Source organism: Phycicoccus sp. Root101 (assembly GCF_001426245.1).
Lineage (GTDB): Bacteria > Actinomycetota > Actinomycetes > Actinomycetales > Dermatophilaceae > Pedococcus.
In genome coordinates this window covers 595121-609938 of sequence record NZ_LMCM01000001.1, presented here as the reverse complement: position 1 = coordinate 609938, position 14818 = coordinate 595121, and the positions used below count along the sequence as shown (strand labels likewise).

Sequence of the window (14818 nt, the reverse complement as noted above, 5' to 3'; positions counted from 1 at the left end):
CTCGGCCCATGAAGGTCCTCGTCACCGGCGCTGCAGGGTTCATCGGGTCCAACTTCGTCATCCGGGCTCGTCAGGTGCGCCCCGACTGGAGGCTCACGGTCCTGGACTCGATGACGTATGCCGCGAACCTCACCTCCCTCGACCCCGTGATCGGGGACGTCGACGTCGTCAAGGGCTCGGTCACCGACGCGGACCTCGTGGACGAGCTCGTCGCGGCCCACGACCTGGTCGTGCACTTCGCGGCCGACTCGCACAACGACAACTCGCTCGACGACCCGTGGCCGTTCATCGACACCAACATCATCGGCACCTACCAGCTGATCCAGGCGGTCCGCCGCCACGACAAGCGGCTGCACCACGTGTCGACGGACGAGGTCTACGGCGACCTCGCGCTGGACGACCCGGCCAGGTTCACGGAGTCGACGCCGCTCAACCCGTCCAGCCCGTACTCGGCGTCGAAGGCGAGTGCCGACCTGCTGGTGCGCGCCTGGATCCGGTCGTTCGGGCTGCGGGCGACCCTGTCCAACTGCTCCAACAACTACGGTCCCAGGCAGCACCCGGAGAAGCTCATCCCGCGCCAGATCACGGGGATCATCGACGGCGTCAGGCCCAAGCTCTACGGCGACGGGCTCAACGTCCGCGACTGGATCCACGTCGACGACCACAACGACGCCGTGATCACGATCATCGAGCAGGGCCGTCTCGGCGAGACCTACCTCATCGGGGCCGACGGTGAGATGAACAACCGCGACATCATCGGACTGATCCTCGAGCTCATGGGCAAGCCGGCCGACTGGTTCGACCACGTGCCCGACCGCCCCGGACACGACCTGCGGTACGCCATCGACGCGACGAAGCTGCGCACCGAGACCGACTGGGTCCCCGCGCACCCCGACGTGCGCTCCGGGCTCGCCGACACGATCGCGTGGTACCAGGAGAACCAGGACTGGTGGCGGACGGCGAAGGTGGTCGCCGAGGCACGCTACGAGCGGCTCGGCCGCTGATGACCCGCTGGCTGGTCACCGGTTCCGGGGGGATGCTCGGCCTCGACGTGCAGGTCGTGCTGGCGCTCGCCGGGGTGCCCGACGACGACGTGACGGCACTGGAGCGCAAGGACCTCGACGTCACCGACCCCGATGCCGTCCGCGACGCGGTCCGCGGCCACGACGTGGTCGTGAACTGCGCGGCATACACCGCCGTCGACGACGCCGAGTCGCACGAGGCCGAGGCGTTCGCGGTCAACGCGATCGGGGCCTCCAACGTGGCCTCCGCGTGCCGGGAGACCGGTGCCCGCCTCGTGCACGTCTCGACCGACTACGTGTTCGCCGGCGACGCAGACGAGCCGTATGCCGAGGACGCAGCCCTCGCGCCGCTGTCGGCGTACGGGCGGACCAAGGCCGCCGGTGAGTGGGCCGTGCAGGCGCACTGCCCGCGGGCCTGGATCGTCCGGACCGCGTGGCTGTACGGCGGCGGCGGACCCAACTTCGTCAAGACCATGGCCCGGCTCGCCGGGTCCCACGACACCCTCTCGGTCGTCGACGACCAGCGCGGCCAGCCGACGTGGACGATGGACGTCGCCCGGGCGATCCTCGGCCTCGTCGAGGACGAGGCGCCGTTCGGGATCTGGCACGCGACCAGCCAGGGGGAGACGACCAAGTACGGCTTCACCCGCGAGATCTTCCGGCTGCTCGGGCTCGACCCGGAGCGGGTGCAGCCCACGACGAGCGATGCGTTCCCCCTGCCTGCACCGCGGCCCGCGTACAGCGTCCTGGGACACGACGCGTGGCGGATGGCGCGCCTCGCGCCGCTGCCGGACTGGCGCGAGAGCCTGGCGCAGGCCCTGCCGGACGTCGTCGAGCAGGTCTGACGCTCTCCGGACACTTTTCCGACCCGCGTCGGTCACCTTCGCGACGAGGGCCACACTCCCGGGCGATGGCGCCGTGCCGCCGTTAGGGTCGAGGCATGCTCGCTGTCTACGCTGCCCGCCAGTCCGCCGACGACCCGCTGTCCGGCCTCGAGGTCGGGGAACGTCCCGAACCGCAGGCCCGCGAGGGCTGGACGACCGTCAGCCTCAGGACGGCCGGTCTCAACCACCACGACGTCTGGTCGCTGCGCGGGGTGGGTCTGCCGGCCGACCGGCTGCCGATGATCCTCGGCTGCGACGGCGCCGGAGTGGACCCCGACGGCAACGAGGTGATCGTCCACGCGGTCGTCCCGAGCGACGGCTGGCGCGGCGACGAGACGCTCGACCCGCGCCGCACGCTGCTCTCCGAGCTGCACGACGGCACCCTGGCGCAACAGGTCGCGGTGCCCACCGGCAACCTCGTGCCCAAGCCCGAGGGCCTGTCGTGGGAGCACGCGGCCTGCCTGTCGACGGCCTGGCTCACGGCCTACCGGATGCTCTTCACCCAGGCCGGGCTCGCCCCGGGCGCCACCGTCCTCGTCCAAGGAGCGGGCGGCGGTGTGGCGACCGCGCTCGTCCAGCTCGGCGAGGCCGCGGGCTACCGGATGTGGGTGACCACCCGCGACGAGGCCAAGGGCAAGCGGGCCGTCGACATCGGGGCCGACCGGGCGTTCGCCAGCGGGGAGCGGCTGCCCGAGCGCGTCGACGCCGTCATGGAGACCGTCGGTGCCGCCACCTGGTCGCACTCGGTCAACTCCCTGAACCCCGGTGGCGCCATCGTCATCAGCGGTGCCACCTCCGGCGACGCCCCGGCCAAGGCGGAGCTCACCAAGATCTTCTTCAAGCAGCTCCGGGTCCTCGGTTCGACGATGGGGACGCGGTCGGAGCTCGAGCGGCTCGCGGCGTTCGTGACCCACAAGGGGATCGAACCCGTCGTCGACTCGGTGATGCCGCTGGAGCAGGCGCGCGACGGGTTCGCCACCATGGCGGGCGGTGACGTCTTCGGCAAGGTCGTCTTCACCGTGAGCTGACCGCCGCGCGGTCTGCGGACACGGAAGGCTCCCTGCGCACTGCGCGGGGAGCCTTCGTCGTCGCGGCGGTCAGCTGGGGGAGATCTGCAGCCAGTCGTACCAGCCGTTGTGCAGCACCAGCCAGGCGATCAGCCCGTAGCCGGCTTGTCCGGGGTGGTGCGGCACCCGGCTGGCGGCCAGGTCCGTGCGCCACTGCTCGTGACCGAGCAGGGGGCTGAAGCAGTCGACGAACTGCACACCACGACGGGAGCAGACGTCGGCCTGCGCCTCGACGAGCACGTCGAGCTTGGTGTTGAGGTCATCGTCGTCCGAGGGCGGCGGACCGACCACGAAGGTCCCGATCCCACTGCTCGCGGCATCGTCGAGGATGTTGGCGAGGTTGAGCCGGTGCCGCGCCAGCGTCACCCCCGAGGCCGCGTCGTTGCCGCCCACCGAGACGACGAGCCGCTTCTCCTGACGCCCCGCCCACCGCGGGGCGCACTCGGCCTGCCACCGGGCGAGCAGGTCGGCCGTGGTGTCACCGCGAACCCCGAGGTTGTAGGCGGTGAGGGACAGGTCCGGGTGGTGGGTGCGGCCCACGACGCGCGAGACCCAGCCCTGGCCCTTGGGGTCGCCGACTCCCGCGACGAGGGAGGCGCCGAGGAAGACCAGACCGACGTCACGGGGCCCGTCGTCGGCCACCTGGAACTCAGCGCTCGGGGTGAAGGTGGGGTCGCTCACGCGTCAGTCCTCATCATCGTCTTCGGTGACCAGCGGCCACCGACGTCACTCGTCGTCATCGTCGTCGAGCCGGGCCAGCCAGGTGGCCAGCCGCTCGACGGGGGTCTCGAACTCGGGGTTGAGGTCGACGAACGTCCGCAGCTGCTCCGCGAGCCACTCGAACGAGACCTCTTCCTCTCCCCGCCGGGTGGCGAGCTCCTCGATTCCGCGATCCGTGAAGTACACGCTGCAAGGTTAACGGGGTGCACGCCTGCCGCTGACGAGGCCACGCGGACGTGGTGGCTGCAGGGCGCGGTCGGACCCGGACCGTGCCCGTGCTCCGCACGGCACGAACGCGCCCGCCCACGGGCACGCTCCGGTCAGGAATGCAGCCCGCCCACGCGCACGCTCCGGTCAGGAATGCAGCCCGCCTACGCGCACGCTCCGGTCAGGGATGCGGCCCCGATGGGCATGCTCCGGTCACGCACGCCCTGGCGAACCTCGTCGCGCACTCTCCGCGGACCTAGGGCCGCCGCACGAAGGCGACGCGCTTGCGCCGGCCCTCCCGGGTGAGGCGATGGTGGTAGTTGGGGTCGTGAATGCGCTGATGATGGAAGGCGCAGAGGGGGACTGCCTAGTCGAGGTCGGTCGCTCCACCCGACGCCCAGGGGTCCTCGTGGTGGTGCTCGGTCCAGGCGTACGGCCGGTCGCAGTCGTCGGCAGCGCAGGTGTCGTAGGTCAGGGCCAGTGCCACTCGCTGTGCTTCGGTGAAGAAGCGTTGGCTCCGTCCCAGGTCGAGCACCTGGGACGGGCCACCCAGGACTGCGGGGACCAGCCCGGCGCCGCAGGCCAGCCGGCGGGCCTGGGACGCTGACACGTCGGACCCGGTGTCGAGGTGGGCGGAGCCGAGCCCGGCCCGGAGCTGCTGGTGGTCGATCGTGACGAGGACCGTGGCGTTGACCTTGCCGGCCAGCTGGTCGGTGGGCAGGTGCTCGACCAGCTCGACGAACGCACGACCGTACTTCTGCGACCAGTCGAGGTCCTCGGTCCGGAACCGCTCCCAGATCGCCTCCGCCACCTCAGAGGCTGATGAGTCGGCTCGTCGTCTGCGGCCCGCGGCATCGGCCCGGGCCTCGAGTGCCGCACGCTGGGCGAACCGCCGGGGTGAGGCGATCTGCTGGACGACCTTCTTCAGGATCTGGCCGGCGAGGGTGGGAACGGTGAAGTGCCCGGTCATGGTGCCGTCACGATTGTCGTGCAGCGTCAGCTTGGTGGCGGCGAGGGCCGCGGCCTCCTCGCTGCGCAGGACTGCGTCCTCGTGGGCGTCGACCTCGGCTGCACCGCGTCGCGCGGCCTCGAGCGACCTGCGGGCCACCTTGCGCAACGCGACCGGGTCGACGCGCTTCGCCGCGGCGACGAGAGCACCCTCGATGGCCTCGCGTTCATCGTCGCCCAGCGCCGGCGGCAGCTGCTCGGCTGCTCTGGCGATGACATGGGCGTGCTCGGTCGAGACGTGACCCTCCGCCAGTGCTCGGCGGGTCTGCACCAACCCGCCGTCGAGAGCGGTCGCCAGCCGCAGATCCCTCGCGGCGGATGCTCCGTCGGACCGCGACCTGGCAGCCAACCACGCCGCGGTCCCGGTCATCCCCGCCTCGTCGGCCACCTGCGCCTCGTGCGCCCGCGCGACCAGGGCCAGCTTCATCGACTGCAGTCGCGTCACCGCTCGGTCGACCTCGCCCAGCAGGCTCGCCGCCGCGGCTCCGGACAGCGCGGGCACGGTGTCGCAGCGGTCGAGCACCCTGTGCACCTGACGCACGCCATCGGCCACCGCGAGCGGGGGCGAGGGGTGCAGGGGAGCGATGGCCATGGGCCATCCTATTCGAACAGGTGTTCGAACGTCAAGGCGTGTCAACACGTCAAGCATGCGTATGCCGCGCGGCCCGAGGTCGTCGGGGCCACGCGGCATACGTCGTGCGTGCGGGTCATCACCCCGGTGGTCAGGGGCAGCGACGGGTCACTGGCGCAGGGCCGAGGTGATCAGCTCGTTCTGCTGCTCGGCGTGGCGCTTGCTCGAGCCGGTCGCGGGCGAGGCCGAGGCCTTGCGCGAGACGATCTGCAGCGCACGCTGCTCGCCGAGGTCGGCGAGGGCCTGCGGCAGGTTGAGCGCCATGAAGGGCCACGCGCCCTGGTTGCGCGGCTCGTCCTGGACCCAGACGACGTCGGCGTTCGGGTACTTGGCCAGCTCGGCGGCGATCTCCTTGGCGGGCAGCGGGGCGAGCTGCTCGACCCGGACGATCGCCGTCGTGCCGTCGTCGGCCTTGTCGCGGGCAGCCTCGAGGTCGTAGACGACCTTGCCGCTCGCCAGCAGGACCCGGGTCACGGCTGCGGCGTCGAGCTCGCGGCGGTCGGGGAGGACCGGACGGAACGTGCCGGTGGTGAAGTCCTCCGGCATGCTGCTCGCGGCCTTGAGGCGCAGCATCGACTTCGGGGTGAAGACGATGAGCGGACGACGCGGACGGGCGTAGGCCTGACGGCGCAGCAGGTGGAAGTAGCTGGCCGGGGTCGACGGGTAGGCGACCGTCATGTTGTCCTCGGCGCACATCTGCAGGAAGCGCTCGATGCGGGCGGAGGAGTGGTCCGGTCCCTGGCCCTCGTAGCCGTGGGGGAGCAGCAGCACGACGGACGAGCGCTGGCCCCACTTCTGCTCCGAGGAGGAGATGAACTCGTCGACGATGGTCTGGGCGCCGTTGAAGAAGTCGCCGAACTGCGCCTCCCACAGGACGAGGGCGTCGGGGCGCTCGACGGAGTAGCCGTACTCGAAGCCCATGGCCGCGAACTCCGACAGCAGCGAGTCGTAGACCCAGAACCGGGCCTGCCCGTCGCCGAGGTAGAGCAGTGGGGTCCACTCCTCCGCGGTGTGCTTGTCGATCAGCACGGCGTGCCGCTGGACGAACGTGCCACGGCGGCTGTCCTGGCCGGCGAGGCGGACCGGCGTGCCCTCCATGAGCAGGGAACCGAACGCCATGAGCTCGCCGGTGGCCCAGTCGATGCCACCCTCGCGCGTCGAGGCGGCTCGCTTCTCCATGGCCTGGGCCAGCTTCGGGTGCACCGTGAAGCCCTGCGGCGGGTTCACGAACGCATCACCGATGTGCTGCAGCAGGTCGCTGGAGATGGCCGTCTCCTGGGCGGAGCGGGTCGTCTGGTCCTTGGCCTGGGCCGACGGCGGCTCGAGGCCGGAGTGGCCCTCGGCGTCGGTCCCGGCCAGCGTCGGGTCGACCGCTTCCTGGGAGGCGGCCTCCTTGAGGGCGGCCTTGGTCTCGACGAACACGCGCTCGAGCTGCTGCTGGTAGTCGCGCAGCGCCGCCTCGGCCTCTTCCTGGCCGATGTCACCGCGGCCGATGAGGGCCTCGGTGTAGAGCTTGCGGACCGAGCGCTTGGCCTCGATGAGGTTGTACATCAGCGGCTGGGTCATCGACGGGTCGTCGCCCTCGTTGTGGCCACGGCGGCGGTAGCACACCATGTCGATGACGACGTCCTTGTTGAACTCCTGGCGGAACTCGTACGCGAGCTCGGCGACCCGGACGCAGGCCTCGGGGTCGTCGCCGTTCACGTGGAAGATCGGCGCCTGGATCATGCGGGCCACGTCGGTCGAGTAGGTCGACGAACGCGAGGCGCTGGGCGACGTGGTGAAGCCGACCTGGTTGTTGATGACGACGTGGATGGTGCCGCCGGTGCGGTAGCCGCGCAGCTGGGAGAGGTTCAGCGTCTCGGCGACCACGCCCTGACCCGCGAACGCCGCGTCACCGTGCATGAGCAGCGGCAGGACCGTGAAGTCCTCGCCCGCGAGGTCGAGGCGGTCCTGCTTGGCCCGCGTGATGCCCTCGAGGACCGGGTTGACGGCCTCGAGGTGGGAGGGGTTGGCGGCGAGGTAGACCTTGGTCTTGCTGCCGTCCTCGGCGACGAACTCGCCCTCGGTGCCCAGGTGGTACTTCACGTCGCCGGAGCCCTGCACGGACTTGGGGTCCTGCTTGCCCTCGAACTCACGGAAGATCTGGCCGTAGGACTTGCCCGCGATGTTGGCGAGCACGTTGAGGCGCCCGCGGTGCGGCATACCGATGCACACCTCGTCCATGGAGTCGGCGGCGGCGCGGCACAGGATCCGGTCGAGCAGCGCGATGACGGACTCGCCACCCTCGAGGCTGAACCGCTTCTGGCCGACGAACTTGGTCTGCAGGAACGTCTCGAACGCCTCGGCGGCGTTGAGGCGCCGCAGGATCCGCAGCTGCTCGTCGGGGCCGGGTTTGGCGTAGCCGACCTCGATCTTGGACTGGAGCCAGCGTCGCTGCTCGGGGTCCTGGATGTGCATGTACTCGGTGCCGATGGTGCGGCAGTAGGAGTCACGCAGGATGCCGAGGATCTTGCGCAGGCGCAGCATCGGCGCCCCGCCGAAGCCGCCGGTCGCGAAGTCACGCTCGAGGTCCCAGAGCGTGAGCCCGTGCGACGTCACGTCGAGGTCGGGGTGGCGGCGCTGGCGGTACTCCAGCGGGTCCGTGTCGGCCATGAGGTGGCCGCGGACGCGGTAGGCGTGGATGAGCTCCTGGACCCGGGCCGTCTTGTTGACGTCGTCGTCGTGGTGCGCGGAGATGTCGCGGACCCAGCGGACCGGCTCGTACGGCAGGCGCAGGCTCTCGAAGATCTCGTCGTAGAAGCCGTTCTCGCCGAGCAGCAGCTGGTGCACGATCCGCAGGAAGTCACCGGACTGCGCACCCTGGATGATGCGGTGGTCGTACGTGCTGGTCAGCGTGAGGATCTTGGAGACGGCGTTGCGGTTGAGCGTCTCCTGGCTCGCGCCCTGCCACTCGGCGGGGTACTCCAGCGCGCCGACGCCGATGATGGCGCCCTGCCCGGACATCAGGCGCGGGACCGAGTGGACGGTGCCGATGGTGCCGGGGTTGGTCAGGGTCAGCGTGGTGCCCTGGAAGTCCTCGACGGTGAGCTTGCCGCCACGGGCCTTCTTGACGACGTCCTCGTAGGCGGTCCAGAAGTGGGCGAAGTCCATCGACTCGGCGGACTTGATCGACGGCACGAGCAGCTGGCGGGTGCCGTCCGGCTTGGCCATGTCGATGGCGAGGCCCAGGTTGACGTGCCCGGGGACGACGAGAGCGGGCTTGCCCTTCTCGTCGGTGGTGTAGCCGTTGTTCATCTCCGGCATGTGGCCCAGCGCCTTGACCAGGGCGTAGCCGATGAGGTGGGTGAACGACACCTTGCCGCCGCGCGAGCGGGCCAGGTGGTTGTTGATGACGACCCGGTTGTCGATGAGCAGCTTGGCGGGGACGGCGCGGACGCTGGTCGCCGTGGGGACCGTCAGCGACGACTCCATGTTGGTCACCGTGCGGGCGCTCGCGCCGCGCAGCGGCTTGACCTCGTCCTGGTTGACCGGGCCGGTCGACTTCGGCGCCTGCGGCTCGCGGGGCTTGGGCTGCTCCTTGGCGGCCGCCGCCTCCTTGTCCTCGGGCTTGTCGGCGACCGCGGTGTCCGTCTTGGCGTCCGAGCGGTCGGTGCTCGTGGCCTGGGCCTTGCCGGAGTCGGTGGCCGAGGAGGCCGTCCCGGTGCTCGCGGGGGCGCTGGCCGGCTTCGCGGGGGCCTGCTCCGCAGGCTTCGCGGCGGCCGGCTTCGCAGCAGCCGGCGCCTGTGTGGCAGCAGCCGGGGCCGGTGTGGCGGCGGCCGGCTTCGCGGCGGTCCCGTTGGGCGCTCCGTTGGAAGGCGTGGACCCGTTGCCGCCACCACCATCCGACGGCGTGTAGTCCTCGAAGAACGACCACCACGCCTTGTCGACGGAGTTCTTGTCGTTCTGGTACTGCTCGTAGAGCTCGTCCACGAGCCACTCGTTCGGCCCGAAGGCCGCCATGGGGTCGCTGGTCGGGGACTGGTCGGGCACGGCGGATACGCCTCTTTCGTAGCGTCGACAATGACGGGCAATGGGTGCACCCAGCCTATCCCCGTCCGCGTGCTCAGGGGCAGGCGGGTTGACCCGATTCGGACGCGATCCGGGTCACTGCGTGCACCCCGTCCGACCTGCGGGTATGCCGCGGGGCCGGCTCCCTGACGGAAACCGGCCCCACGAGCGGGTTGCGGACGCGCCCGTGTCAGCTGATGTCGCTGCGGATGGTCCGCAGGGAACCCAGTCCCGCCAGCACCGCCGCATACGCGGCGAGCACGAGGGCGGCCGCCCACCACTCGAGGCGAGGTGCGGCGTTCGGGCCCCCCTGGGTGACGCCGTTGATGATGGCCTGCGAGGCGGCGGTGGGCAGGTACTCGACGATGTGCTCGCGGCCCCAGTCCCAGAGCCCGAGGAGCACGCCGGCGATGGGCTCGACGATCCAGGCGACGCCCACGGAGATGAGCAGAGCGGCGACCTGGTTGGGGATGAGGATGCCCGCGCCCAGACCGATGAGGGCCCAGAGCCCCAGCACGAGCAGGCTGAGCGCGAGGGTGCGGAAGACCCCCGAGCTCGGGAACGCCTCGAAGCCCCGGGCGTTCAGGACGATGGCGCCGGCCACCACTGAGGCGACGAGCGAGATCAGGCCGTAGATGGCGCCGATGCCCAGCAGGGCGATGACCTTGGCGCCCATCACGCGCACCCGCTTGGGCACGCTCAGGAGGGTGCTCGTGATCGTCTTGTGCCGGTACTCGGACCCGATCTGCATGACCCCGATGACCAGCAGCAGCAGGTAACCGACCTGCAGGCCGCTGGTGTAGACGCTGTTCGCGATCTGCTCGGGTGTACCCGTGGGAGCGCCGTCGTTGCTGCCCGTGGGATCGGGTGCCTGCGTGAGGAGGAAGCCGAAGAGCACGGCGAGGCCGGCGCCGGCGACGAGGATGGCGATGGCCATGCCCCACCACAACCGGGTCGTGAAGAACTTGCGGAACTCTGCGCGGACTGCGGCGGTCATGCGTTCGCCCCTTCCTGTCCGGTGACGGCGTCCTGTTCGGGGGAGGCCGCCTTTCCGAGGTTGCGGTTGGTGCCTTCGGTGAGCTGGAAGAAGACGTCCTCGAGGTCGGTCGTGGCAGTGCGCAGCTCGTAGACGGGAAGTCCCGCGCGCAGGGCCACGTCGCCGATGAGCCGCAGGTCCGACGTCTCGACGCGCAGGGCGCCGTCCGCCGGCGTGCTGGTGACGTCGGCGACGCGGAGCGCACCCGCGAGGGCGTCTGCGTCACTGGTGCGCACGATGGCACCGCCACTGCCGTGCAGGTCGGCCATCGTGCCCTGCTTGACCAGCTGGCCGTTCGTGATGATGACGACGTCGTCGACGGTCTGCTCGACCTCCTGGAGCATGTGGCTGGAGATCAGCACGGTCTTCCCCTGGCCGGACAGGTGGCGCAGGAAGCCGCGCAACCAGCGGATGCCCTCGGGGTCCAGGCCGTTGGCCGGCTCGTCGAGGATGAGCACCTGCGGGTCGCCGAGCATGGCCGCTGCGAGGCCGAGGCGTTGCCGCATGCCCATGGAGTAGCCGCCGGCGCGCTTGCGGGCCGCCGCGGGGATGCCCACGAGCTCGAGCATCTCGTCGACGCGGGCACTGCCGACCCCCATGGTGTCGCCGAGCACCCGCAGGTGGTCGCGGCCCGTGCGGCCGGGGTGGAAGTTGGTCGCCTCCAGTGCGGAGCCGACGGTGGACATCGGTGACGGGATGTCGCGGTACACCTGTCCGCCGATGGTGGCCGTCCCGCTGGAGGGGGCGATCAGGCCGAGCAGCATCCGGAGCGTCGTGGTCTTGCCGGCTCCATTGGGGCCGAGGAAGCCGGTGATCCGACCCGGCTCGACGGTGAAGGACAGATGGTCGACGGCGGTGAAGCTGCCGAAGCGCTTGGTGAGGTCGCGGACCTCGATGCGAGCGCCCTCTCGAGGCGTCCTGGGTGGGCTGGTGGTCTGGGTGGTCATCGTTCCCCCGGGCTCATGGACATGGCGCCATCCTCCCAACTCACGTGGGGTGAGGGTCAACGGGGTTTGATCCCGCGCGCGTCGTCGGAGTCGGCCTGGGGGAGCAGGCGACCCTAGGATGGCCTGCACTATGACCGAATGGTTACTGGTCCTCGCAGGCGTGGGACTGACTGCGGGGACCGCCGTGTTCGTGGCGACCGAGTTCTCCCTCGTCGCGCTGGACCGCCCGACCGTCCAGAAGGCCATCGACGGCGGGGACACCGGGGCGGAGCCCGTGCTGGCCTCGCTGCGCCGCCTGTCCACCCAGCTGTCTGCCGCGCAGGTCGGCATCACGCTGACGACGCTCATCCTCGGGTTCATCGCCACCCCCTCGATCGGGCGGCTGCTCGAGACCCCACTGGGGGCCGCCGGCCTCTCCGGGGGGACGCTGGACTCGGTGGCCGCCGGGCTGGCCCTGGTGGTCGCCACCCTGTTCTCGATGGTGTTCGGGGAGCTGCTGCCGCAGTTCCTGGGCATCTCCGCCGCCCTGCGGACGGCCAAGGTCGTCGCTCGACCGGTGCGGATGTTCGCGGTCGTCTCGCGCCCGTTGATCGTCGTCCTCAACGGCTCGGCCAACCTGTTCCTGCGCGCCCTCGGCATCACCCCGCAGGAGGAGCTGTCCGGCGCCCGCACGCCGCAGGAGCTCACCTCCCTGGTCCGGCGGTCCGCCGAGGCGGGCACGCTCGACGAGGGCACCGCCCGCCTGGTCGCACGCTCGTTGGGGTTCGGTGAGCAGACCGCGGCCGACGTGATGAGCCCCCGGGCCAGGTCCACGTCGATCGAGCGCACTGCGACCGCCGACGACGTCGTGCGCCTCGCACGGCGCACCGGCCACTCGCGCTTCCCGGTGACGGGGGAGGACTGGGACGACATCGACGGTGTCGTCCACGTCAAGCGCGCCATCGCCGTCCCCCACGAACGCCGGCACGACGTCCCCGTGTCGGCCCTGATGGTCCCGCCCCTGCTGGTCCCCGAGACCATCCGCCTCGACCCGCTGCTGCTCATGCTCCGCGAGCACGGGCTGCAGCTGGCCATCGTCGTCGACGAGTACGGCGGCACGGCCGGCATCGTCACCCTGGAGGACGTCGTCGAGGAGATCGTGGGCGAGGTGTCCGACGAGCACGACGTCTTCCGGACGACCGGCCGCGAGCTCACCGATGGCTCGTGGACCGTGCCCGGACTGTGGCGACCGGACGAGGTGCGTGACCGCCTCGGCGCCGGGGTGCCCGACGGCCCGGCGTACGAGACGACCGGGGGGTTCGTCATGGCCGAGCTCGGCCGCATCCCCGTCGTGGGGGACCGCGTCGAGATCCCCGGCTGGGAGATCACCGTCCTCGCGATGGACGGGATGCGGGCCGACCGGCTGCGCTTCCGTGCCGAGGACCCCGAGGCCGTGGTCGAGGGCGTCGGCGCGACCGGACCCACTGCTGGGGGTACCGACAGCACTGGCGCGCCGCCGGACCCGTCGCCCACCCCGGGAGGCCCTGCCGCCCAACCCGGCCCGCGCCACACGGAGGAGCCGCGATGAGCGCCGGCGCCGTCTGGGTGACGGTCCTGCTGCTCCTGCTCAACGCCTTCTTCGTGGGGGCGGAGTTCGCGGCGATGGCCGCGCGCCGCTCCACCCTCGAGCCCCTCGCCGCGGCCGGGTCGCGGCGGGCGCAGACCTGCCTCGACGCGCTCGAGCAGATGGGGTCGCTGCTCGCGTGCGCCCAGCTCGGCATCACCGTCTGCTCGGTGCTGCTCGGTGCCGTCTCCGAGGCGGCCCTGCACCACGCCCTCGAACCCGTCGTCGAGCACCTCGGGCTCCCCACCGGCGTGGCCGACGGCGGCGCCCTCGCGCTCGCGCTGCTCATCGTCGTGTACCTGCACGTCGTCGTCGGCGAGATGATCCCCAAGAACCTCGCGCTCGCGGGACCCGAGCGCTCGGCGCTCGTGCTCGTCCCGGCGCTGCTGTTCATCACCCGGGTGCTGCGGCCGGTCATCTCCGTCATGGAACGGCTCGCCAAGTCGCTCGTGCGGCTGTTCGGGGTGGAGCCCAAGGACGAGATCGCCTCCACGTTCACCGTCGAGGAGGTCGAGCACATCCTCGCCGAGAGCCACCACGAGGGGCTCATCGAGGAGGGGCAGCACGGCCTGGTCGGTGCGGCCCTGGAGTTCAGCGACAAGGACGCCGTCGACGTCGCCGTCCCCCTCGCCCAGCTGGTGACCCTACCGCTGACCGCCACCCCGGACGACGTCGAGCGGCTGGTCGCCAAGCGGGGTTTCTCGCGCTACCCGATGGTCGACCGCAACGGCGGCCTCGCGGGGTACCTCCACCTCAAGGACGTCCTGTACGCCGACGACACCGAGCGCTCCATCGCGGTCCCGGTGAAGCGGGTCCGCAAGCTCGCGACCGTCCAGTCCGCCGACGAGGTCGAGGAGGTGCTGCGGACGATGCAGCGCACGGGTGCCCACCTGGCCCGGGTCGTGGACACCGACGGCGTCGACATCGGGGTCGTCTTCCTCGAGGACGTCATCGAGGAGCTCGTCGGCGAGGTCGCCGATGCCTCCCAGCGCTGACCACCCGCTGACCTCCCGCCCGTCGATCGGGCACCAAAAAGGCCGAGTGCGTCGCACTCGGCCGATTGGTGCCCCCGGCAGGATTCGAACCTGCGCTCCCGCCTCCGGAGGGCGGTGCTCTATCCCCTGAGCTACGGGGGCCGAACCACGCCCCGTGAAAGGCGCGCCCGGTGAGGGTAGCAGCCTAGGGTGGCCCTCATGGAACGCGGGGGACTGGTCATGGTGTGCGACGACACCGAGCCGATCCGACGCCTCATCCGCCTCAACCTCGAGCTCGAGGGGTACGACGTGGAGGAGGTCACCGACGGCGCCCAGCTGCTGGCCCGGCTGGGCGAGCGTGCCGACGAGGGACAGCCCCTCCCCGGGGTGATCACGCTCGACGCCCACATGGTGCCGCGTGACGGCTGGTGGACCATCGCGCAGATCCGCGGTGACGCCCGGTTCAGGGACATCCCGGTGCTCATGGTCACCGCGTCGGTGCAGCAGCACGACCGCACCCAGGCGACGGCCTCCGGGCTCGACGCGTTCGTCGCCAAGCCGTTCGACCCGGAGTACCTCATCTCCCTCGTGGACGGCTTCATGGCGGAGGGTCGCAGCCACACCCCGGCGCCGTGACCGGGCACCTGCGGGCCAGCCCTAGACTTGCCC

12 protein-coding genes and 1 tRNA gene are annotated in these 14818 nt (G+C 71.0%); 6 read left to right on the top strand and 7 right to left on the bottom strand.

Going from position 1 to position 14818, the window contains the following annotated elements:
• Positions 1-8: 8 nt before the first annotated feature.
• From rfbB to ASC58_RS02800, 3 genes are all read left to right on the top strand, one after another.
• Positions 9-1004: a dTDP-glucose 4,6-dehydratase gene (rfbB, locus tag ASC58_RS02810; protein WP_056918270.1), complete on the top strand. Its 996-nt coding sequence runs from the start codon at positions 9-11 to the stop codon at positions 1002-1004.
• On the top strand, positions 1004-1867 hold the full coding sequence (gene rfbD, locus ASC58_RS02805) for a dTDP-4-dehydrorhamnose reductase (protein WP_056915283.1): 864 nt from the start codon (positions 1004-1006) through the stop codon (positions 1865-1867). The genes rfbB and rfbD overlap by 1 nt, the downstream gene beginning before the upstream one ends.
• A gap of 95 nt (positions 1868-1962) precedes the next feature.
• Complete coding sequence (locus tag ASC58_RS02800) at positions 1963-2934, top strand: zinc-binding dehydrogenase (RefSeq protein ID WP_056918269.1); 972 nt, start codon at positions 1963-1965, stop codon at positions 2932-2934.
• A 69-nt stretch (positions 2935-3003) separates the two neighbouring features.
• Here ASC58_RS02800 and ASC58_RS02795 read toward each other — a convergent pair whose 3' ends face one another.
• The 6 genes from ASC58_RS02795 to ASC58_RS02770 form a co-directional block, all read right to left on the bottom strand.
• Positions 3004-3654 (bottom strand): GDSL-type esterase/lipase family protein, encoded by a 651-nt coding sequence (locus ASC58_RS02795; RefSeq protein WP_056915281.1) that lies wholly within the window; start codon positions 3652-3654, stop codon positions 3004-3006.
• 45 nt (positions 3655-3699) lie between these two features.
• The gene (locus ASC58_RS02790) at positions 3700-3879 is read right to left on the bottom strand and encodes a DUF6104 family protein (RefSeq protein ID WP_056915280.1); all 180 of its coding nucleotides are present in this window, start codon (positions 3877-3879) and stop codon (positions 3700-3702) included.
• A 388-nt stretch (positions 3880-4267) separates the two neighbouring features.
• On the bottom strand, positions 4268-5500 hold the full coding sequence (locus ASC58_RS02785; RefSeq protein WP_056918268.1) for an HNH endonuclease signature motif containing protein: 1233 nt from the start codon (positions 5498-5500) through the stop codon (positions 4268-4270).
• Between the two features lie 147 nt (positions 5501-5647).
• Positions 5648-9541, bottom strand: a complete 3894-nt coding sequence (locus tag ASC58_RS02780; protein WP_056917213.1) for a multifunctional oxoglutarate decarboxylase/oxoglutarate dehydrogenase thiamine pyrophosphate-binding subunit/dihydrolipoyllysine-residue succinyltransferase subunit — start codon at positions 9539-9541, stop codon at positions 5648-5650.
• A gap of 238 nt (positions 9542-9779) precedes the next feature.
• A complete protein-coding gene (locus ASC58_RS02775) occupies positions 9780-10586 on the bottom strand; it encodes an ABC transporter permease (RefSeq protein ID WP_056918267.1) in 807 nt (268 codons plus the stop codon).
• Positions 10583-11572: an ABC transporter ATP-binding protein gene (locus ASC58_RS02770; protein WP_056918266.1), complete on the bottom strand. Its 990-nt coding sequence runs from the start codon at positions 11570-11572 to the stop codon at positions 10583-10585. Before ASC58_RS02770 ends, ASC58_RS02775 begins: the two co-directional genes overlap by 4 nt.
• 130 nt (positions 11573-11702) lie before the next feature.
• Between ASC58_RS02770 and ASC58_RS02765 the strand changes: the two genes are divergently transcribed.
• Positions 11703-13139, top strand: a complete 1437-nt coding sequence (locus tag ASC58_RS02765; RefSeq protein ID WP_082552859.1) for a hemolysin family protein — start codon at positions 11703-11705, stop codon at positions 13137-13139.
• Positions 13136-14170, top strand: a complete 1035-nt coding sequence (locus ASC58_RS02760; RefSeq protein ID WP_056918265.1) for a hemolysin family protein — start codon at positions 13136-13138, stop codon at positions 14168-14170. The genes ASC58_RS02765 and ASC58_RS02760 overlap by 4 nt, the downstream gene beginning before the upstream one ends.
• Before the next feature lie 66 nt (positions 14171-14236).
• Here ASC58_RS02760 and ASC58_RS02755 read toward each other — a convergent pair.
• A tRNA-Arg gene (locus tag ASC58_RS02755) sits at positions 14237-14311 on the bottom strand.
• 57 nt (positions 14312-14368) lie between these two features.
• Here ASC58_RS02755 and ASC58_RS02750 point away from each other — a divergent pair.
• Positions 14369-14785: a PleD family two-component system response regulator gene (locus ASC58_RS02750; protein ID WP_082552858.1), complete on the top strand. Its 417-nt coding sequence runs from the start codon at positions 14369-14371 to the stop codon at positions 14783-14785.
• Positions 14786-14818: the final 33 nt, after the last annotated feature.

What these genes read in the sequence shown, in the direction of transcription:
- ASC58_RS02765 (WP_082552859.1), top strand. Translation starts at nt 11,703, where the DNA reads ATGACCGAATGGTTACTGGTCCTCGCAGGCGTGGGACTGACTGCGGGG.
- ASC58_RS02800 (WP_056918269.1), top strand. Translation starts at nt 1,963, where the DNA reads ATGCTCGCTGTCTACGCTGCCCGCCAGTCCGCCGACGACCCGCTGTCC.
- ASC58_RS02750 (WP_082552858.1), top strand. Translation starts at nt 14,369, where the DNA reads ATGGAACGCGGGGGACTGGTCATGGTGTGCGACGACACCGAGCCGATC.
- ASC58_RS02780 (WP_056917213.1), bottom strand. Translation starts at nt 9,541, where the DNA reads ATGGCGGCCTTCGGGCCGAACGAGTGGCTCGTGGACGAGCTCTACGAG.
- ASC58_RS02760 (WP_056918265.1), top strand. Translation starts at nt 13,136, where the DNA reads ATGAGCGCCGGCGCCGTCTGGGTGACGGTCCTGCTGCTCCTGCTCAAC.
- rfbB (WP_056918270.1), top strand. Translation starts at nt 9, where the DNA reads ATGAAGGTCCTCGTCACCGGCGCTGCAGGGTTCATCGGGTCCAACTTC.
- rfbD (WP_056915283.1), top strand. Translation starts at nt 1,004, where the DNA reads ATGACCCGCTGGCTGGTCACCGGTTCCGGGGGGATGCTCGGCCTCGAC.
- ASC58_RS02770 (WP_056918266.1), bottom strand. Translation starts at nt 11,572, where the DNA reads ATGACCACCCAGACCACCAGCCCACCCAGGACGCCTCGAGAGGGCGCT.
- ASC58_RS02785 (WP_056918268.1), bottom strand. Translation starts at nt 5,500, where the DNA reads ATGGCCATCGCTCCCCTGCACCCCTCGCCCCCGCTCGCGGTGGCCGAT.
- ASC58_RS02775 (WP_056918267.1), bottom strand. Translation starts at nt 10,586, where the DNA reads ATGACCGCCGCAGTCCGCGCAGAGTTCCGCAAGTTCTTCACGACCCGG.